Origin of the sequence: Kitasatospora sp. NPDC001309 (assembly GCF_042896295.1) — a bacterium.
GTDB lineage: Bacteria > Actinomycetota > Actinomycetes > Streptomycetales > Streptomycetaceae > Kitasatospora.
Window position 1 is genome coordinate 1 of sequence record NZ_JBIAXC010000071.1, and the last position, 19200, is coordinate 19200.

At 74.2% G+C, this 19200-nt stretch carries 16 protein-coding genes and 1 tRNA gene; 7 read left to right on the forward strand and 10 right to left on the reverse strand.

Going from position 1 to position 19200, the window contains the following annotated elements; translation table 11 throughout:
• Positions 1-89 precede the first annotated feature (89 nt).
• Positions 90-716, reverse strand: a complete 627-nt coding sequence (dhaL, locus tag ACFY2K_RS40645) for a dihydroxyacetone kinase subunit DhaL (RefSeq protein ID WP_380594832.1) — start codon at positions 714-716, stop codon at positions 90-92.
• Between the two features lie 11 nt (positions 717-727).
• Positions 728-1723, reverse strand: a complete 996-nt coding sequence (dhaK, locus tag ACFY2K_RS40650) for a dihydroxyacetone kinase subunit DhaK (RefSeq protein WP_380530008.1) — start codon at positions 1721-1723, stop codon at positions 728-730.
• A gap of 147 nt (positions 1724-1870) precedes the next feature.
• Between dhaK and dhaM the strand changes: the two genes are divergently transcribed.
• Positions 1871-2263, forward strand: a complete 393-nt coding sequence (gene dhaM, locus ACFY2K_RS40655; RefSeq protein WP_380594828.1) for a dihydroxyacetone kinase phosphoryl donor subunit DhaM — start codon at positions 1871-1873, stop codon at positions 2261-2263.
• A gap of 6 nt (positions 2264-2269) precedes the next feature.
• Here the strand turns inward: dhaM and ACFY2K_RS40660 are convergent, their stop codons facing one another.
• On the reverse strand, positions 2270-3982 hold the full coding sequence (locus ACFY2K_RS40660) for a bifunctional 3'-5' exonuclease/DNA polymerase (protein ID WP_380530010.1): 1713 nt from the start codon (positions 3980-3982) through the stop codon (positions 2270-2272).
• A 188-nt stretch (positions 3983-4170) separates the two neighbouring features.
• Here ACFY2K_RS40660 and ACFY2K_RS40665 point away from each other — a divergent pair, with 188 nt between their 5' ends.
• Positions 4171-6195 carry a M3 family metallopeptidase gene (locus tag ACFY2K_RS40665; protein WP_380530012.1) on the forward strand — a complete coding sequence of 675 codons (2025 nt, stop codon included), beginning with the start codon at positions 4171-4173 and terminating at the stop codon, positions 6193-6195.
• Between the two features lie 29 nt (positions 6196-6224).
• On the opposite strand, the gene ACFY2K_RS40670 is transcribed toward ACFY2K_RS40665, so the two are convergent.
• Together ACFY2K_RS40670 and ACFY2K_RS40675 are read right to left on the reverse strand one after the other, a co-directional pair.
• On the reverse strand, positions 6225-7697 hold the full coding sequence (locus ACFY2K_RS40670) for a glycoside hydrolase family 5 protein (protein WP_387717746.1): 1473 nt from the start codon (positions 7695-7697) through the stop codon (positions 6225-6227).
• A 140-nt stretch (positions 7698-7837) separates the two neighbouring features.
• On the reverse strand, positions 7838-8479 hold the full coding sequence (locus tag ACFY2K_RS40675) for a TetR family transcriptional regulator (RefSeq protein ID WP_380530015.1): 642 nt from the start codon (positions 8477-8479) through the stop codon (positions 7838-7840).
• Positions 8480-8674: 195 nt separating this feature from the next.
• Here ACFY2K_RS40675 and ACFY2K_RS40680 point away from each other — a divergent pair, with 195 nt between their 5' ends.
• A complete protein-coding gene (locus ACFY2K_RS40680; protein WP_380404327.1) occupies positions 8675-9901 on the forward strand; it encodes an acyl-CoA dehydrogenase family protein in 1227 nt (408 codons plus the stop codon).
• 54 nt (positions 9902-9955) lie between these two features.
• On the opposite strand, the gene ACFY2K_RS40685 is transcribed toward ACFY2K_RS40680, so the two are convergent.
• From ACFY2K_RS40685 to ACFY2K_RS40695, 3 genes are all read right to left on the reverse strand, one after another.
• Positions 9956-10558 (reverse strand): hypothetical protein, encoded by a 603-nt coding sequence (locus ACFY2K_RS40685; protein ID WP_375896703.1) that lies wholly within the window; start codon positions 10556-10558, stop codon positions 9956-9958.
• Positions 10559-10670: 112 nt separating this feature from the next.
• Positions 10671-11480: an enoyl-CoA hydratase/isomerase family protein gene (locus ACFY2K_RS40690; protein ID WP_387717751.1), complete on the reverse strand. Its 810-nt coding sequence runs from the start codon at positions 11478-11480 to the stop codon at positions 10671-10673.
• 37 nt (positions 11481-11517) lie between these two features.
• Positions 11518-12228: a TetR family transcriptional regulator gene (locus tag ACFY2K_RS40695; protein WP_380530019.1), complete on the reverse strand. Its 711-nt coding sequence runs from the start codon at positions 12226-12228 to the stop codon at positions 11518-11520.
• A 235-nt stretch (positions 12229-12463) separates the two neighbouring features.
• Here ACFY2K_RS40695 and ACFY2K_RS40700 point away from each other — a divergent pair, with 235 nt between their 5' ends.
• Positions 12464-14005 carry an MFS transporter gene (locus ACFY2K_RS40700; RefSeq protein WP_387717779.1) on the forward strand — a complete coding sequence of 514 codons (1542 nt, stop codon included), beginning with the start codon at positions 12464-12466 and terminating at the stop codon, positions 14003-14005.
• A 143-nt stretch (positions 14006-14148) separates the two neighbouring features.
• On the opposite strand, the gene ACFY2K_RS40705 is transcribed toward ACFY2K_RS40700, so the two are convergent.
• Positions 14149-14700: a GNAT family N-acetyltransferase gene (locus ACFY2K_RS40705; RefSeq protein ID WP_375896709.1), complete on the reverse strand. Its 552-nt coding sequence runs from the start codon at positions 14698-14700 to the stop codon at positions 14149-14151.
• Positions 14701-14836: 136 nt separating this feature from the next.
• Here ACFY2K_RS40705 and ACFY2K_RS40710 point away from each other — a divergent pair, with 136 nt between their 5' ends.
• Positions 14837-15448, forward strand: a complete 612-nt coding sequence (locus ACFY2K_RS40710) for a TetR/AcrR family transcriptional regulator (protein ID WP_375896711.1) — start codon at positions 14837-14839, stop codon at positions 15446-15448.
• Between the two features lie 327 nt (positions 15449-15775).
• Here ACFY2K_RS40710 and ACFY2K_RS40715 read toward each other — a convergent pair.
• A tRNA-Arg gene (locus ACFY2K_RS40715) sits at positions 15776-15851 on the reverse strand.
• Between the two features lie 645 nt (positions 15852-16496).
• On the opposite strand from ACFY2K_RS40715, the gene ACFY2K_RS40720 reads away from it, so the two are divergent.
• Positions 16497-17081, forward strand: a complete 585-nt coding sequence (locus tag ACFY2K_RS40720; protein ID WP_387717754.1) for a single-stranded DNA-binding protein — start codon at positions 16497-16499, stop codon at positions 17079-17081.
• A 355-nt stretch (positions 17082-17436) separates the two neighbouring features.
• On the forward strand, positions 17437-18876 hold the full coding sequence (locus ACFY2K_RS40725) for a Cys-Gln thioester bond-forming surface protein (protein ID WP_380530024.1): 1440 nt from the start codon (positions 17437-17439) through the stop codon (positions 18874-18876).
• The last annotated feature ends 324 nt before the right edge of the window (positions 18877-19200 follow it).

Genomic DNA, 19200 nt, shown 5'->3' on the forward strand with positions numbered 1-19200 from the left:
GGGGGGGGTGGGGGGGGGGGGGGGGTGTGTGGGGGGGGGGGGGGGGGCGGCCCCCCCCCCCCCCCCCCCGGGGGGGGGGGGGGGGGGTGTCAGGGGGCGGTGGTTTGGGCGAGGGTGCGGAAGAGGAGGGCGGTGGAGGTGGCGCCGGGGTCCTGGTGGCCGGTGCTGCGGTCGCCGAGGTAGGAGGCGCGGCCCTTGCGGGCGCGGAGGGGGGTGGTGGCGCGGGCGCCCTGTTCGGCGGCTTCGGCGGCGGCTGCGGTGGCTTCGGGGAGGTCGGCGCCGGTGGCGGCTGCGGTGCGGAGGGCGGCGACGGCGGGGGTCCAGGCGTCGACGATGGTCTTGTCGCCGGGGTCGGCCTTGCCGAGGGCGCGGATGGCGTCCAGGCCGGCGGCCAGGGCCTCGGCGAGGGTGGCCGGGTCGGCGGGGCCGGGGAGGGCGGCGCCGATGGCGCGGAAGGCCTTGCCGTAGAGGGGGCCGGAGGCGCCGCCGACCTTGGAGATCAGGGTGGTGCCGGTCTTGGTGAGGACGGCGCCGGGGCCGTCCGGCCGGAGGTCGTCCAGGGCGGCGAGGGCGGCGGCGAAGCCGCGGCGGAGGTTGCTGCCGTGGTCGCCGTCGCCGATCGCCGAGTCGAGGTCGGTGAGGAGGGTCTGCTGCTGTTCGACGGCCGTCGCGATCGCGCGGATCCAGGCCTCGGCGAGGGGGGTGTCGAAGTCCATGCCGGCTCCGTTCAGGCGCGCTTGAGGGCGGGGGTGTCGACCGGGGCGTCCCAGAGGTCCAGCAGCTGGGCGTCGGCCTTGGTGAGGGTGAGGGAGAAGCCCGCCATGTCGAGGCTGGTGACGTAGTTGCCGACCAGGCTGCGGGCCACCGTGATGCCGCGGTCGGCGAGCCGGGCGGCCACCTCGCCGTAGACCACGTACAGCTCCAGGAGTGGGGTCGCGCCCAGGCCGTTGAGCAGGGCGATCACCTCGTCGCCCGGGGTCAGGTGGTGGTCGGCGAGGATGGTCTCGACCACCTCGGCGGCCAGTTCGCGGGCGGGGCGGAGCTTCTCGCGGCGGCGGCCGGGCTCGCCGTGGATGCCGACGCCGACCTCGATCTCGTCCTCGGGCAGGTCGAAGCCGGGCTTGCCGGCGGCCGGGACGGTGGCGGCGGTGAGCGCGATCGCGAAGGAGCGGGAGGCGGCGTTGACGCGCTCGCCGAGGGCGGCGACCTCGTCGAGCGGGGCGCCGCGTTCGGCGAGGGCGCCCGTGGTCTTCTCGACCAGGACGGTCGCGCCGGTGCCGCGGCGGCCGGCCGTCCAGGTGGAGTCCTCGACCGCGACGTCGTCGTCGACCAGGACGGTGCGGACCTCCAGGCCCTCCTCGGCGGCGAGTTCGGCGGCGAGCTCGAAGTTCATCACGTCGCCGGTGTAGTTCTTGACGACGAAGACGACGCCGCAGCCGTTCTCCACGGCCTTGGCGGCGGCCAGCATCTGGTCCGGGACGGGGGAGGTGAACACCTCGCCGGGGCAGGCGGCGTCGAGCATGCCGGGGCCGACGAAGCCGCCGTGCAGCGGCTCGTGGCCGGAGCCGCCGCCGGAGATCAGCGCGACCTTGGGGCCGGCCGGGCGGGCGGCCCGGGTGATCACCCGGTTGGGGATGTCCACCGCCAGCTCGGGGTGGGCGGCGGCGACTCCGGCCAGGGCGTCCTCCAGGACGCTCTCCGGGGTGTTGATCAGTTTCTTCAACGTTCTTCGCTCCCTTGGGTGACCGCGGTGTGGACGCAACAGCCTGGGGCCGACGCTACGCCGGATGGGGGGTGCGGGCACGGGGTGCGACACGCGCGGTTCCGCTCACCCTTCCGGAGCAGTGGGGCGGGGCCTAGGGTCGGGCGCATGAGTGGACGGGTGGGAATCGTTCTGGTGTCGCACAGTGCCAAGTTGGCCGAGGGGCTGCGCGAGTTGCTCGGTGAACTCGCCCCGGACGGGGTGCGGGTGGTGGTCGCGGCCGGGACGGAGGACGGCGGGATCGGCACCAGCTACGAGCTGATCGCCGGGGCGGTCGTGGAGGCGGACGGCGGGGCCGGGGTGGTGGTGCTGCCGGACCTCGGCAGTTCGGTGCTGACCGCGGTGACCGTGCTGGAGGACGAGCCGCGGCCGGGGGTGCGGCTGGTGGACGCGCCGTTCGTGGAGGGCGCGGTGGCCGCGGTCGTCACCGCCTCGACCGGGGCGGGGCTGGCCGAGGTGGTCGCAGCCGCGGAGGAGGCGCGTTCCTTCCGCAAGGTGTAGCGGCGCTCACTTGGCGTCGGCGTAGCAGTCCACCACCGCGGTGCTGAGCGGGAAGCGCACCGGGGTGTCGCCGAAGACCAGCCGGCGGGCCTCGTCGGCGGACTCGGCGACGGCGGCGGCCACCTGCTCGGCCAGGTTGGCCGGGGTGTGCACGATCACCTCGTCGTGTTGGAAGAACACCAGGTGCGGGCGGTCCGCCGGGCCGGGCACGGGCAGTTCGCCCAGCCGCCGGCGCAGCGCCGCCAGCAGGGCGAGCGCCCAGTCGGCGGCGCTGGCCTGGATGACGAAGTTGCGGGTGAAGCGGCCGCGGGCGCGGGCGGTGCGGCCGCCGGTCTCGCCGCCGGCGTCGGCCTCGGTGAGGTCGAGGAAGGCGGCGGAGGCCGGCGGGCAGACCCGGCCGAGCCGGGAGGTGACCACGCCGCCGTCCTCACCGGTGCGGGCCGCCGCCTCGACGTAGCCCATCGCGGCCGGGTAGCGCCGGCGCAGGGTGTTCAGCAGCGGGCCGATGTCGCCGCTGGTCTGCCCGTACATGGCGCCGAGCAGGCCGAGCTTGGCCTTGTCGCGGTCGCCCTGGAAGGCCTGGGCGGCGAGCGACTCGTAGAGGTCGCCGTCGGCCGCGGTGCGGGCCAGCCCGGCGTCCTGGGAGAGTGCGGCGAGCACCCGCGGCTCCAGCTGGGCGGCGTCGGCGACCACCAGCAGCCAGCCCGGGTCGGCGACCACGGCGCGGCGCAGGATGCGCGGGATCTGCAGGGCGCCGCCGCCGCGGCTGGCCCAGCGGCCGGAGACCACGCCGCCGACCACGTACTCGGGCCGGAAGCGGCCGCCGCGGGCCCAGGCGTCCTGCCAGGCCCAGCCGTGGGCGACGTGGATCCGGGCCAGTTCCTTGTAGCGGATGAGGAGTTGGGCGGCGGGGTGGTCGATGCGCTTGAGCTCCCAGGAGCGGGTGGAGGTCAACTGGATGCCGGCCTCGGCGAAGGCGCGCAGCACCTGGGTGTGCGAGTCGGGGTTGAACGGTTTGGCGCCGAGGGCCTGTTGGAGTTCGACGGCGAGGTCGGCGAGCACCCGGGGCTGGGTGCCGGGGACGGCGGGGCGGGGGCCGAGCAGGTCGGTGAGCAGCCGGTCGTGGACGTCGGAGCGCCAGGGCAGGCCGTCGTGGGCGATCTCGGCGGCCACCAGGGCGCCGGCGGACTCGGCGGCGACCAGCAGCCGGAAGCGCTGCCGGGCGGCCGGGTCGGTGACGGCGGCGATCCGCCGCTGCTGCTCGGCGTGCACGGCCACCACGGCGGCCAGTGGGTCGGCGCCGGGCGGCAGTTGCAGCCGGTCGGGGGCGAACAGGGTGTCCTGGCCGTCGTCCGCGTCGGACAGGCCGGGTTCGGGCAGGTCGTCCGGGACGGGCAGGCCGTGCAGCCGGGACCAGGCGGCGCCGAGCGAGCGGGGCGCGCCGAAGCGGCCCTCGTGGGCCAGCAGCAGCGCCTCGACCAGCCGGAGGTCGTGGCAGCGGGCGAGCCGGTCGGGCAGCCGGGGCAGCAGCGGGGCGTACCCGGAGTCGGCGGCGGCCCAGACCCAGCGCGGGCGGTCGGCGGACTCCAGGGCGGCGACGGCCGCGGCGAGGTCGCGGACGGCCTCCGGCGGGCCGAGCGGCCGGCCGGTGTCGTCGAGCGGCTGGAGGCGGCCGCCGGGGCCGTGCTGATCGGGCACGAGGGCCGTTCTGGGGGCCACGGCGGGTGTCTCCTCTCCTGGGGCGCGTCCTGGCGGTGCTGCGGCGGGCCGGGGGTGCGGGGCTGGTGTACGGGTGGGGCGCGGGTGTGCGGACCGGGGGTCCGCGCGGTCGACGTTAACGGGTGGGTCTGACAACGATGACCTGGGGCGTATGGGCACGCGGGGTGACACCGCGTAGGGTCGGCGGAATGACCGAGAACCCGTTCTTCGCGGCCAGCCCCCTGGTCTACGAACTGCCTCCCTACGCCGAGATCCGGGAGGAGCACTACCTGCCCGCGTACGAGCGCGGAACGGCCGAGCAGCTGGCCGAGATCGCGGCGATCACCGACGACCGGTCCGAGCCGACCTTCGAGAACACCCTGGTGGCCCTGGAGCGCTCCGGTGAGCTGCTGGACCGGGTGGACCGGGTGTTCCGCAACCAGTCCTCCTCCGACACCACCGAGCTGCTGGAGGAGGTGGAGGCGAAGGTCAGCCCGCTGCTCGCGGCCCACCACGACGCGATCCACCTGGACCGGCGGCTGTTCGCCCGGATCGAGGCGCTGCACGGGAACCGGGCCGCCCTGGGACTGGACCCGGAGTCGCTGCGGCTGCTGGAGCGCTGGTACACCGCGTTCGTCCGCTCCGGCGCCCGGCTGGGCGCGGCCGAGCAGGACCGGCTGCGCGAGCTGAACGCCGAACTCGCCGCGCTGGGGACGACGTTCCAGCAGAACGTGAACGCCGCCACCCGCGCCGCCGCGCTGGTCGTGGACACCGCCGAGGAGCTGGCCGGGCTGTCCGAGGGGGCGATCGCCGGGGCCGCCGAGAACGCCCGGGTGCTCGGCCACGAGGGCCGGTACGTGCTCAGCCTGAAGAGCACCTCCACCCAGCCCGAGCTGGCCCAGCTGGCCGACCGGTCGGTGCGCGAGCGGCTGCTGGCCGCCTCGCTCGCCCGGGCCGGCGCGGAGAACGGGCCGCTGGCGATCCGGATGGCGGGGCTGCGCGCCGAGCGGGCCGCGCTGCTGGGCTTCCCGAACCACGCCGCCCACGTCGTCGCGGACGAGACGGCCGGGACGGTCGAGGCGGTGTCCGGGCTGCTCGCCCGGCTGGTGGAGCCGGCCGTGGCGAACGCCCGCCGGGAGGCCGCCGAACTGGCCGCGGTGGCGGCCGCGGACGGCGTCGAGGAGATCGCCGCGCACGACTGGGCGTACTACTCGGAGAAGGTGCGGCAGGCCTCCTACCAGGTGGACACCGCCGCGCTGCGCCCGTACTTCGAGCTGGAGCGGGTGCTGGTGGACGGCGTGTTCTTCGCCGCGGGGCTCGCGTACGGGATCACCTTCACCGAGCGGCCGGAGCTGACGGCGCACCACCCGGACGCCCGGGTCTTCGAGGTGTTCGAGGAGGACGGCACCGCGCTGGGCCTGTTCATCGGGGACTTCCACGCGCGGGCGTCCAAGCGCGGCGGCGCGTGGATGGACGAGCTGGTGGGCCAGTCCGGGCTGACCGGGCGGCGGCCGGTGGTGCTGAACACCCTCAACGTCCCGCGCCCGGCGCCGGGCGAGCCGGCACTGCTGAGCTGGGACGAGGTGCGCACCCTGTTCCACGAGTTCGGGCACGCGCTGCACGGGCTGTTCTCGGACGTGCGCTACCCGCTGTTCGCGGGCACCGCGGTGCCGCGGGACTTCGTGGAGTTCCCCTCGCAGGTCAACGAGATGTGGATGGTCCGGCCCGAGGTGCTGGCCAACTACGCCCGCCACCACGCCACCGGGGAGCCGCTGCCGGCCGAGCTGGTCGAGCGGATGACCGCGGCCGAACGGTTCGGGGAGGGCTTCCGGACGGTGGAGTACCTCGCGGCGACGCTGCTGGACTGGGCCTGGCACACTCTGCCGCAGGGCCACCGGGTCGAGGACGCCGAGGAGTTCGAGGCGCGGGTGCTGGCGGAGGCCGGTCTCGCGGTGGCGGCGATCCCGCCGCGCTACCGCACGCCGTACTTCCAGCACATCTTCTCCAGCGGCTACAGCGCCGGGTACTACGCGTACATCTGGTCGGAGGTGCTGGACGCGGACACCGTGCGGTGGTTCGAGACCAACGGGCGGTCGGTGCGGGACAGCGGCGAGCTGTTCCGGCGCGAGCTGCTGGCGCGCGGGTTCGGCCGGGACCCGCTGGAGTCCTTCCGCGCGGTGGTCGGCCGGGCGCCGGAGACCGCGCCGCTGCTGGAGCGCCGCGGTCTGGGCTAGTCGGCGGGCTGGTCGACGGGACGGGCCGGTCAGCGCGGGGTGAGGGTGACCGTCACGGGCGTGCCCGGGCGTGCGTGCGGGAGCCGGATCCGTACGGTTCCCGCGCGGCCGTCCGCGGGCTGCTCGACCTCGACCCGGGCGCCGGCGGGGGAGACGGCGACCCGGGCGCCGCGCGGGAACGCGGCGGGCGGCAGGACGAGTTCGCCGGTGCGGCCGCTGCCGTCGGCCGTCCAGCGGACGGTGGCGGTGCCCGCGTCGCCCCCGGTGGCGGTCCGGACGTCGGTGCCGGGGACGGCCGCCGGGTACGGGCCGAAGGCGGGGCCGTCGCCGGGCGCCGGGTGGCCGGCCGGGTCGAGGGCGCAGTAGCCGCCGGTGCCCCGGCACCAGTACCACATCGTCCAGCCCTCGGCGAAGCCGTCCATCGCGGCGACCTGGCGGCGGACCAGCAGGGTGTTGCCGGGGGTGCGGGAGTCGGGCGGGCCCCACTCGCCGACCAGCACGGGCAGGTGGTGGGCGGCCGGGTAGCCGGTGATCGCGGCGGCGTACTGCTCGACGAAGCCGTCGGCGGGGTTCCAGTCGGCGCCGTTCTCCACCGCGGTGTCGTAGAAGTGCGGGGCGTAGCCGAGCCGGGGCGCGCCGGGTCGGGGGTCGGTGAAGCCGGGGAGGGCGGTGGGCACGCCCTGGCCGACCAGGACGGTCGGTTCGACGAACAGCCAGGCGCGGGAGTCCGCCCGGCGGACGGCGGCGATCAGGCGGCGGTACATGTCGGCGAGCCGGCCCTGTTCCAGGGCGGCGGAGGCGGCGGCGAGCACGGCCGGGTCGGTCGGGTCGCCGTCCACCGGGCCGAACGGCTCGTTGAACAGGTCGTAGCCCAACAGGGAGCGGTGGCCGCGCAGTTCGCGGGCGAGCCGGGTGTAGAAGTCGGCCTGCCAGGCGCGCAGGTCGGGGTCGTCGTAGAGGTGGCGGAAGGCGGCCTGGACGGCGGGCTGGAAGTAGCCGGCGAACCAGTCCTTCGGGTCGGGGGTGAAGGGCAGGCCGTCGTCGCGGGTGGCCCAGCGCGGGATGCCGTTGGTGCCGCCGCCGAACCGCGGCCCGTAGACGTCCTGGTGGAAGTCGACCAGGACGAGCAGGCCCAGGCGGTCGGCCCGGTCGAGGAGTGCCTGGATCCGGTGCAGTTCGGTGGGGTCGAGGCGGCCGCGTTCGGGCTCCAGCCTGGTCCAGGAGACCGGCAGCCGGACCAGGGTGAAGCCCTGGGCGGCGACGGAGTCGAGGTCGGCCGGGGTGGCCTCGGCGTACTTGTCGAGGTTGACGCCGCGCAGCTGGAGGCGGCGGCCCCGGTCGTCGGTGAGGGCGGTGCGGCCGTCCGGGCCGGTGGCCGTTCCGGTGGGGAAGTGGCTGGGGAGGCGGGTCGGGGGGCCGCCGTGGGCGGCGGCCGGGGCGGCGGCGCCGAGGGTGGCGGTGGCGGCGAGCAGCAGGGCGACGGCGGTGCGGCACAGGCGCATCGGGGACCTCGCACGGCGGGGGGTGGGGGCCCGATGATGCCCGTGCTCCCCGGGCCGGCACAAGGGTCGTGCGCGGACGGGGCCGGTGCGGTGGCCCGGTGCGGCCCGGGCGGGGCAAGGGCCGTGCGCGGAGGGGGAGTTCAGTCGCCGTTCGGTTCGGCGGGGGCGGGCGGCAGGACCGCGGGCGGCAGGACGGCGGTGGGCAGGTCCGCGGCGGCGGCGAGCCGGCCCCAGAGCAGGTCGGCCAGGGCCTGCACCATGCGGGTGCGCGAGCAGGGTCTGGTCTCCAGCCACCAGTCGCCGGCGGCCAGCACCATGCCGGTGATGCCCCGGCCCCAGGCCTCGGCGAGCAGGTCGCGGTCGGCGCCGAGGTCGACCTGGTTCTGCACGGCGCGGGTGATCTCCTCGGCGATCTGCCGCAGCGCGGGGGCGAGGGCGTTGCCCGCGCCGCTGGGGTCGCCGGGCTCGGGGTGGGTGAGCAGCCGGTAGACCTGGGGGCGGGCCTCGATCCCGGCGAGGTAGGTGTCCAGGACGTGTTCGACCCGGTCGCGGCGTTCCAGCGGCTCGGCCAGGGCAGCCCGGACGGCGGCCAGCAGGCCGCCGGTGTGGCGCTCGGTCAGGGCCCTGATCAGGCCGGTCCGGTCGCCGAAGTGGCGGTAGAGGATCGGCTTGGTGATGCCGGCCTCGGCGGCGATGGCGTTCATGCTGGCGCTCGGCCCCTCGCGCTGGATGACCCGGTCGGCGGCGTTGAGCAGCTGCTCGCGGCGGGGCTCTCGGGACATGCGCTGCTCCTCGGGATTCTGGGTGGCCTGGGCGTTGACACCGGTTACCAATCAGTAGCAGACTCCGACGATGTTACCCGGGGTAACACCCCGGTGGGTCGCACCCGGCGGCCGTGATCCCCGCGTCGTGACTCCTGCACCGCCATCCCTGCACCGCCATCCCTGCGTCGTCACCCCTTCTGCGGAGGCTCCCTCATGAGCAGCACGTTCTCGCTGGACCCGGGCGCGGACCAGCTCGCCGTACGCGACTGGCTGCACGGCTTCGCCGCCGACGTGATCCGCCCCGCCGCGGCCGAGTGGGACGAGCGCGAGGAGACCCCCTGGCCGGTCATCCAGGAGGCCGCCAAGCTGGGCATCTACTCGCTGGACTTCTACGCCCAGCAGTACTTCGACCCCTCCGGCGTCGGCATCCCGATCGCCATGGAGGAGCTGTTCTGGGGCGACGCGGGCATCGGGCTGGCCATCGTCGGCACCACGCTGGCCGCCGTCGCGGTGCTCGCCAACGGCACCGACGAGCAGATCGGCACCTGGACCCCGCAGATGTTCGGCACCCCCGACGACGTCAAGGTGGCCGCCTTCTGCTCCTCCGAGCCGGACGCCGGCTCGGACGTCTCCGCGCTGCGCACCCGGGCCGTGTACGACGAGGCCAAGGACGAGTGGGTGCTCAACGGCACCAAGACCTGGGCCACCAACGGCGGGATCGCCGCCGTGCACGTGGTGGTCGCCACCGTCGACCCCGGGCTCGGCGCCAAGGGGCAGGCCTCCTTCGTCGTCCCGCCGGGCACCCCCGGGCTGAGCCAGGGCCAGAAGTTCAAGAAGCACGGCATCCGCGCCTCGCACACCGCCGAGGTGGTGCTGGACGGCGTCCGGGTGCCCGGCAGCTGCCTGCTCGGCGGCAAGGAGAAGCTGGACGAGCGGCTGGCCCGGGCCCGGGAGGGCGTCAAGCGGACGGGCGGCCGGGGCAACGCGGCGATGGCCACCTTCGAGGCGTCCCGCCCGGCCGTCGGGGCGCAGGCGATCGGCATCGCCCGGGCCGCGTACGAGGTCGCGCTGGACTACGCGAAGACCCGGGAGCAGTTCGGCCGCCCGATCATCGACAACCAGGGCGTGGCCTTCCAGCTCGCCGACATGCGGACCCGGATCGACGCGGCCCGGCTGCTGGTCTGGCGGGCGTCCTGGATGGCCGCCAACAACCAGCCGTTCACCGCCGCCGAGGGCTCGATGTCCAAGCTCTACGCGGGCGAGACGGCCAAGTTCGTCACCGCGCAGGCGATGCAGATCCTCGGCGGCAACGGCTTCACCCGGGAGTACCCGGTGGAGCGGATGCACCGGGACAGCGCGATCTACTCGATCTTCGAGGGGACCAGCGAGATCCAGCGGCTGGTGATCGCCCGGGCGGTCTCGGGGATGCCGATCCGCTAGCCCGGGCCGATCCGCCGGCCGGGGCCGGGGCCGGGTCGGGCTGCCGGGTCGGGACTACCGGGCCAGCCAGAAGGTCAGCCCGGCGGCGAGGGAGCCGACCACCGCACCGACGATCGTCTGTGCGGTGGTGTGGTCCCGCAGCACCACCCGGGACCAGCCGATCACCGCGACCAGCGGGTAGAGCAGCAGCCACAGCGGGCCGAGCGCGATGCCGAGGCAGGCCACCGCGCCGGCCGCCACGGCGGTGTGCACGGAGACCTTCCACCAGACGGTGATCACCAGGATCGGCACCAGCGAGGCGAACATCGCCGCCACCATCGCGGTGAGGTCGCGCGGGGCGTGCGCCAGGATCATCACCGCGAAGCTGACGGCGACCGAGCCCATGATGAACGGGATGACGGTCAGCCGGCGCTGCCGGTGGCCGACGTGGCGGTCCTCCAGGGTGCCCTTGCGGATGCCGCGCTGGATGAACAGGGTCGGGATGACGGCCGCGAACAGTGCGGCGAAGGCGGCCCAGCCGAGACCGGACCAGCCGTAGCGCAGGCCGCCGATCAGCAGGCAGACCGCGATGATCACGTTCTTCGGCTCGACGCCGTCGGTGACCCGGCGGGCCCAGGTCGTCCGGCTGGTGGGGGCGGCCGTGGCCTCGGTGGTCATCGGGGTGCGTGCTCCGGGTGGGGAAGGGCGGTCGGCGGCTCGGCGCCGGTCGCACGATCGTACGTGAGCCGGCGGTGCCGCCGTCCGTCCGGAGGGCCCGCGGGGCCGTTGCTCAGAACCGCGCCGGGCGGCCCGCCAGGAACGCGGCCAGCCCCTCGTGCACGTCCGGGGCCATCCGCGAGCGCCGCTCCCAGGGCTCCAGCGCCTCGGCCGCCCGCTCCGCCGGGACGGCCAGCGCGGCCTTCACCGCGCCGATCGTCTGGGTCGAGCGGGTGGTCAGCAGCCGGGCGAACTCCAGTGCCGCGGCGTCCAGTTCGGCGTCCGGCAGGACCCGCTCGGCGAGGCCCAGCGGCAGTGCGTCCCGGCCGCGCACCAACTCGCCGGAGAACAGCAGGTACTTGGCCCGGGCCGGCCCGACCAGCCGGGCCAGCCGCAGGGTCGGCACCGCCGGGTAGACCACGCCGAGCTTGGCCGGGGTGATCCCCAGCCGGGCGTCCTCGGCGACGAAGCGCAGGTCGCAGGCGACGGCCAGTTGGCAGCCGCCGCCCACGCAGGCGCCGTGCACCACGGCGAGGGTCGGGTGCGGGAAGGCCGCGAGCGCCTCCTCGGCGGCCACGTTGACCGCGTGGTAGGCGTCCGCGTGCCGCGGATCGCCGTACACCTCGGCGAGTTCGGTGATGTCCGCGCCGGCGCTGAAGGTGTTCCCGGCGCCGGTCAGCAGCAGGGCCCGGACGCCCGGCCGCTCGGCGAGCCGGTCCAGCACCTCGGGCAGCGCCCGCCAGATCGCCAGGGTCACCGCGTTGCGGCGGTGCGGGCGGGCGAACTCCAGGACGGCGACGCCGTCCTCGCCGACGTACGCGTTCAGGCCCTCGGCCCGGGCGGGCAGGGCGGAGCGGTCCCGCGTGAGCAGCGGCTGGTCCATGCGCACCTCCGGCGTCGGTCGTGGTGCGCCCACTCTCTCAGGCCGGGTCCGCGCTCCCCCGGGCCGGTCCGGCGCAGTACGTGCCGAGGCCGTGCTCGACCGTGGCGAAGGCGCGCCGGGCCTCGTCGAGGGCGCCGGGCAGGGCGTCCGCGGCGCGCTCGCCGGCCAGCATCCGCAGGTGGTTGCCGGTGATCAGGGTGAGCCGGACGGCGAGCAGCTGGGCGGCGGCGACCCGGGCGGTCAGCTCGTCGTGGGCCGGGTCCTGGTCGCGCAGCTCGTCGGCGAGCAGGCTCTGGGCGCGCCGGTCGAAGGCCGCGGTGGCGCGCAGGGCCAGCGCCGGGGTGGCGTGGATCAGCCGGATCACGTCCAGCACCACCGGGTCGTCGCTCAGGCCGGTGGCCGGGTCCCGGCGCTCCAGGGCGGCGAGGAAGTGCTCGCGCAGCGCCGTCACCGCCGAGGTGCCCGGGGCGCGGTCGCGCACCACCCGGGCGGGCTCGTCGAGGTGCTGCTCCATCGGCCCGAGGACCAGGTCCTCCTTGGTCGGGAAGTAGTTGAACACGGTCATCTTGGAGACCTCGGCGGCGGCCGCGATCTCGGCCACCGAGACCTGGTCGAAGCCCCGTTCGATGAACAGGCCGATGGCCGCGCGGAAGATCCGGACGCCGGTCTGGATCTTCTTGCGCTCGCGCAGCGGGAGGGCGTCGAGGTCGCGGTCGGGGCCGAGGTCCAAGCCGTGGTGGGTCGCCATGCGAAGACTGTACCAGGATCAAAGCTAGACCGAGCAGAAAGATGTGTCGGGATTAAAGATTGGTCTGGATGAAGAATTGACCCAGTCCAAAACTCCTGCCATGGTGGTGCCGAGCCCGCCGGACCGCACCGGTCGGGGCCGACTCCACACACCCCGGGGGGACTTCCCGATGGCACCCGCTGCCCCGCACACACCCGCTGCCCCGCCCGCACCCGGCCGGGCCGGATCCACCCTGATGACCACCGCCCAGCGCCAACTCGGCATGCTGCTCTGCCTGGTGACGATCGTGCTGGCCGTTCTCGATGCCAACATCGTCTCGGCGGCCACCGTGCCGATCGTCCGCGACCTCGACCCGGTCCACGGCGTCGACCGGCTGCCCTGGCTGGTCAGCGCCTTCTCGCTGGCGGCCACCGCGCTGCTCCCGCTCTACGGCAGGCTCTGCGACGTGTACGGCGCCAAGCGGGTGCTGCTCGGCGCGGTCGGCACCTTCCTGTTCGGCTCGGTGCTCTGCGGCGCCGCGCAGTCGATGAGCGAGCTGATCGCCTTCCGGGCCGTCCAGGGCATCGGCGGCGGCGGGCTGATGAGCGTGACCATGGTGGTGATGGCCCAGCTCCAGGACCCGCAGGAGCGCAAGGGCGGCAAGGGCGGCGCGATGGGCGGCATCGTCGCCGGGCTCGGCATGGCGGTCGGCCCGCTGGTCGGGGCGCTGTTCACCGACCACCTCGGGTGGCGCTGGATCTTCTACTTCAACGTGCCGCTCGGCCTGCTCGTGCTGGTCGGCGTCGCCCTGGTGATCAAGCTGCCGCGCGACCTCGGTCGGCGCGGCCTGGACTTCCTCGGCGCCACCCTGGCCGCCGCCTTCGCCACCGGGCTGCTGCTGGTCACCGAGTGGGGCGGCAAGGACTACGCCTGGACGTCCCCGGTGATCCTCGGGCTCTCCGCCGCCACCCTCGCCTCGCTCGGCCTCTTCCTGTGGCGCCAGGCCACCGCCGCCGAGCCGGTGCTCCCGCTCTCGCTGTTCCGGATCCCGGTGGTGCGGATCGGCTTCGCGGTCCAAAGCCTGGTCGGGATGGGCATGATGGGCGCGATCGTCTACGTGATGATCTACCTGCAGATCGCCCGGGGGATCGCCCCGACCACGGCCAGCCTCTACCTGATGCCGATGGCCGCCGGGATGACCGGCGTCGGCCTGCTCGCCACCCGGCTGATCGCCCGCGGCCACCAGCCGCGCACCTTCCTGATCGTCGGCTCGGGCGTCTCGGTGCTCGCCCTGGCCCTGCTCGGGCTCAGCGGCCCGGACACCCCGCTGTGGGCGGTGGGCACCGAACTCGCCCTGCTGGGAGCCGGGTTCGGGCAGCTGATCGGGCAGCTGATCACCATGGTGCAGGACACCGCCCCGCGCGAGCAGCTCGGCGTCGCCACCACCGGCGTCCGGTTCTTCCAGACCCTCGGCAACGCGCTCGGCGCGGCGCTCTTCGGCACGGTGCTGACCCGGGTGTTCGAGGCCGCCGAGCCCGGGCGCTCCCTCTCCGCGGTGCGCACGATGACCGGCGCGGCCCGGGAGCACGCGCTGCGGAGCTTCACGGACGCCGTGGACGTGGTCTTCCTGTCGGCGGGCGGGGTGATGGTCCTGGTGCTGCTGCTGGCGCTGCGGCTGCGCACGGCGGAGCCGGCGGCGGTGGAGGCCGCAGGGGCCGCTGGGGCCGCTGGGGCCGCTGGGGCCACTGGGGCCGCGGAGACTCCCGCGGCGGCCGAGGGGCCGGTGCTGGCGGCCTGAGCGGGGCCGCCGGGGCCTGGCGGAGCCGGGCGGGGGAGGACGGCGGAGCGGGGCTCGGTGGACCCACGGGGGTGTCCACCGGGCCCCGCTCCGCTTTCCCGTGCCGGCGCCGAGGAGTACGCCGAGGAGGGGTCGGCGGGCCGTCAGGCCCCGGTGGCGGTGTGCTCCGAGGCCAGGACCGCCCAGATCTCCTTGTCGTGGCGGACGCCGTTGTGCAGGAACCACTCCCGCAGCACGCCCTCCCGCTGCATCCCGACCCGCTGGGCCACCGCCCGGCTGCGGGCGTTGGCGGCCGAGCACCACCACTCGGCGCGGTGCAGGCCGCGGGTGGTGAAGGCGTAGTCGAGCAGCCGGCGGACGGCGGCGGTGATCAGCCCGCCGCCCTCGCCGGCCGGCTCGGTCCAGGCGCCGATCTCGCAGTTGCCGCTCCGGGTGTCGAAGTGCACGAACATCACGCCGCCGACCAGCGTGCCGTCGCGCCAGATGCCGTAGATCCGGCTGGAGTCGGCGGCCTGGCCGTCGGCGTAGCGCTGCAGGGTGGCGCGGGCCGAGTCCAGGTCGGTGGTGCGGGTGGCCCACGGGATCCACGGGTCGGTGTGGGCGCGGGCGCGGTCGATGTGGGCCAGGAACTCGGGGGCCTGCCAGGGTTCCAGCGGGCGCAGTTCGGCGTTCTCGGCGAGCGGGACGGAATACACGGGCGGGCCTCTCGGGGTGGTGCGACGGGGTGCGCGCGGCGGGAGTGGGGGAGGGGGTGGGGCGCGAGTGGAGGAGGGAGTGGGGTGGGTCGTTCGGATCATTCATAACAAACGTTTGGTATGTACGATAGCCCCCATGACGCCAGCCCGTGGAGACCATGACGCCCGCCGTTCGGAAGTCTCCGAGGGGGTGTGGCGGGTGCTCTCCGCCAAGGGCTTCGAGGGGCTGACCCTGCGCGCGGTGGCGGCGGAACTGGGTGCCTCCACCGGGCTGTTGACGCACTACTTCCCGAACAAGCGGGCGCTGCTGAGCCACGCCCTGGAGGAGCTCGACCGCCGCTCCGCCGCCCGGCCCCGCCGGCTGGCGCCCGCCGACGGCACCCCGCCGCCGCCCGAAGGGCTGGCCCGCCTGCGGGCCGCACTGCTCGACGTGCTGCCGCTGGACGAGGCCACCGAGTCCGGCAACCGGATCTGGGTCAGCTCCTGGGACGTCGCCCTGGCGGACCCGGAACTGGCGGCCGCGCATGCGGGGCGCTACGCCCGGTCGCGGGTGGCGCTCACGGGGCACGTGGCGGACGCCCAGCGGCTCGGCGAGCTCCCGGCCGGCGCCGATCCCGCCGGGCTCGCGGCGGGCGCGCAGGCCTTCGTGCTGGGGCTGGTGGTGCAGTCGCTGTTCGCCCCGGCGGAGTTCCCGGCGCAGCGGCAGATCGCGCTGCTCGACGCCTATCTGACGGGGCTGGTCGGTTAGTCCCCTCCTGGGTGGCGAGAGTTCGACCGCGGGCCCGCCGCGGCTCGGCCGCAGTTCGGTCGCGAGCCGGGTTCCGGCCCCGGGGTGAGGCGTCCCGGGCGCCTCTGTCCGGCTTTTGTCGGATTTCGCCGGTCGGTCGTTCGGGCGGCTGTTTCGTTCAAGGGTGGGGGATTCGCCCGGAATTCCGGTTTTCCGCCCGACCGGCTTTCGCGGCGGTCATGACACGCATTGTCACGGGTTATGCGCGGTGGGTGCTGGATTACCCGGAGGTGATAAACCGCCACGGAAAGTACTCACGGGCGCGATGGCCTGCGGAAATTCGCAGGGTGGCGCCCCCAGCAGGATTCGAACCTGCGACCTACCGCTTAGAAGGCGGGTGCTCTATCCGCTGAGCTATGGGGGCGGGACGGACGGCGCCCTGGCGGGCGTGACCGTGGCCGGGATCGGGCGACGAGCGCTGGGCGCGCACGTTGTCCGGCCCCGTACCTGAGGGTGGGGGTGGGGGTTGGTGGGCCCTCGCCCTGTCGGGGACAGGATAAGGGTGTCCAGTTCCTCGGCCGGGTGTGACGACACCGTCGTTGGTGTGTCGGTTCGGTGGAGCGGTCCGATAATCGCAGGTGGAGACCGTGTGTGCAGCGGTCTGGGACAGTTCCGGGCCGGACGTTGTGCAGTCGTTACGGGGCTGCCTCCCCACCCGTTATGGATTCGACACGGAGAATGTCCCGCCGCCGGTGCGGGTGGGGGGTCCTATTCGGCTCGCTCCGGCGTGATGACGTGCGCGGACGGCCCGGCCCGGGTGTTCCGCCGTGCTGCGGGGGTGGCCGCGATCTGGCCGTTTGTTGTCATGACCGCGAAGAGATGGTACCCGAGCGGTGTGCGAAGGCCGAAATTCACCCCTGTGAGTGACGGCCGTTTTTCACCCTGCCGATCGGCCTACTAGTTGTCCACAGGATTTCGGAACCGGGTGGTCGTGATTTCTTCCGGGACGCACTCTGAACTCGCACCGCTCGATTCCGTACGGTGCGTCGGCGAGAACGGGGAGTGCGCTGTGAACGAGGTTCAGGTGACGGTGATCGGCAATGTCGCGACCGAGGTGCGCTACGGGGAAACCGCCGGCGGGGTGCCGATGGCGGACTTCCTCCTCGGCTGCACCGAGCGGCGGTACGACCGCGAGCGCGCCTGCTGGGCGGACGGCGGGACGCAGTGGCTGAGGGTGACGGCCTGGCGGGCGCTCGCGGTGAACCTGATCGGCTCGCTGGCCAAGGGCGAGCCGGTGCTGGTGACGGGTCGGCTGCGGGTGCGGGAGTGGACGGAAGGGGAGGTGAAGCACAGTCGGGTCGAGATCGACGCCCGGTCGATCGGACACGACCTCACCCGGGGTACCACGGCGTTCCGTTGGGCGGCGGGTGTGCGCGGGCAGCCGCCGGGCGCGGCGGAACCGCCCGGCGCGAAGCCTGCGGGCGAGCCGGTGCCGGGGTGGATCGTCGACGCACTGGAGTCGCGCCGGGCTTCGGCGCTGGCCTCAGTGCCCGCTCGGCCGGAGCCGCCGCCGGGTGCGCGGGCGGTGACGGGGCAGCAGGGCGAGGTGTCCGAGGGGGAGCGGGGAGGTGAAGACCGGGCGCTGCTGGGCTGACCGGTCGGTGACCTTCCCTGTCGACAAATATGTTGATCGAGAACGTCGTTGCGCCCGCACGCGCAATCTCGTCCGGATAACGGAAAGTCGCGCAAAGATTCTGTCGGTACGTCAGCTTGTGTGGAACCTGAGAGGGTTGATAACGATCCAGATACGGAATCGTCCTGATTTCGCATGGGGGTTTCGGGGCCTCCGGGGCTCAATAGGATTCACTTGGTTCACACCCGCAGCAGTGCCACAGGGGGCACGCGCGGCACGGCAAGTCGGCGGGCTGCCCACTCGGTGCAAGCCCGCTCCGGAGGGATCCCAGATGTTCAAGCGGCAGGGGCGGAGTCTGTCCCGCATAACCACTGTCATGCTCACGACCAGCATCGGGCTGGGCGGAGGACTGTTCGCGGCCGGTGCGGCGGTCGCGGCTGACGCCCCCGCGTCGGGCGTGACCGCGATCGTCCAGCCGGACATGTTCGGCGAGCGGGTCGACGTCCAGGGCAAGGACAGCGTCGACGCGGGCCTGTTCACCCTCAAGACGGCCTCCGGCGAGCTGCTGCAGACCTACTGCATCGACTTCGACAACCCGGTGTACCTGGACAGCAAGGCCAAGTACCACGAGGCCGACTGGTCCGCGAGCTCCCTCAACGGCAACGCGAACGCCCCCAAGATCCGCTGGATCCTGGAGAACTCGTACCCGCAGGTGCCGATCGACGCCCTGCGCAAGGCGATCGGCGACACCGAGCTCTCGGAGAAGGACGCCGCCGCGGGCACCCAGTCCGCGATCTGGAAGTTCTCGGACAACAAGACCGCGACCCCGCGCAACGAGCACGCCAAGAAGCTGCGCGACTACCTGACGGGTGACGCCAACAAGGGCGTCGCGGCCGAGCCGAAGCCCTCGCTGACCCTCACCCCGGACTCCGTCTCCGGCAAGTCCGGCGCCAAGCTCGGCCCGTTCGTGCTGAACACCAGCGCCAACGAGGTCAAGCTCGCCGTCTCCGGCGACGCCGCCGACAAGATCAAGGTGCTGGACAAGGACGGCAAGCCGGTCAACGGCACGCTGGCCGGCCCGGTCGCCAAGGACACCCAGCTGTTCCTGGACGTCCCCGGCGGCACCCCGGACGGCAAGGCCGTGCTCAAGGCCACCGCCGACACCACCGTCCTCAGCGGCCGGGTCTTCATGAGCGGCCTGGACGACCAGGGCAACCACAGCCAGACCATGATCCTGGCCGGCTCCAAGAAGCTCAGCGTCGCGGCCGCGGGCCAGGCCACCTGGAAGCAGGGCCAGGGCGCGATCGTCGACAGCTCCGCCAAGGAGGAGTGCGCCAACGGCGGCGTGCGCGTCTCCGTCACCAACACCGGCGACCAGCCGGCCGAGGTGACCGTGCAGCCGGGCCAGAAGGTCACCGTGCAGCCCGGCAAGACCGAGACCGTGCTGGTCAAGGTCGCCGAGAAGACCAAGTACGACATCACCGTCACCGGCCCGAACGGCTACTCCAAGAAGTTCACCGGGGTCCTCGACTGCAAGACCGGCGTGACCCCGACCGGTGCCCCGACCACCCCGACCGGCGGCGGCACCACCACCGCCACCCCCTCGGGCACCCCCTCGGGCACCCCGAGCTCCGGTGCCGCCCACCCGGCCCCGTCGACCACCAGCGCCGCCCCGGGCACCGGTGGCCTGGCCCAGACCGGTGCCAATGACTCCACCCCGATCCTCGCCGCCGTCGCCGGTGGCCTGGTCGTGGCCGGTGGCGCCGCGGTCTTCGTCCTGCGCCGCCGTGGCCGTCACGGTCGCACCACCGCCTGAACCGCCTGAACCGTCTGAAACGGTCCGAACCGCCTGAGCGGTGCTCCGGGAGGCGCTGACCTCCCGGGGCCCCGAACGAGCGGAGCCCGGCCCGGCTCCCCGCACCAGCTGCGGGGAGCCGGGCCGTCGCGTTTCCCGGCCCGCGCCCGGCCCGCGCCCGGCCCGGGCCTGGTGCGCGCGCCCCGGGCGCGGACACCCCCGGGGCGAACATCCCGGCGCGGATACCCCGGTGGGGTCACCCCGGCGGTTCGGGGCTCCCGGCCGGGTGCGGCACAATGGAACGCTGCAAGACGAATACTCCCGACGACGCCGGAGCGATCTCAC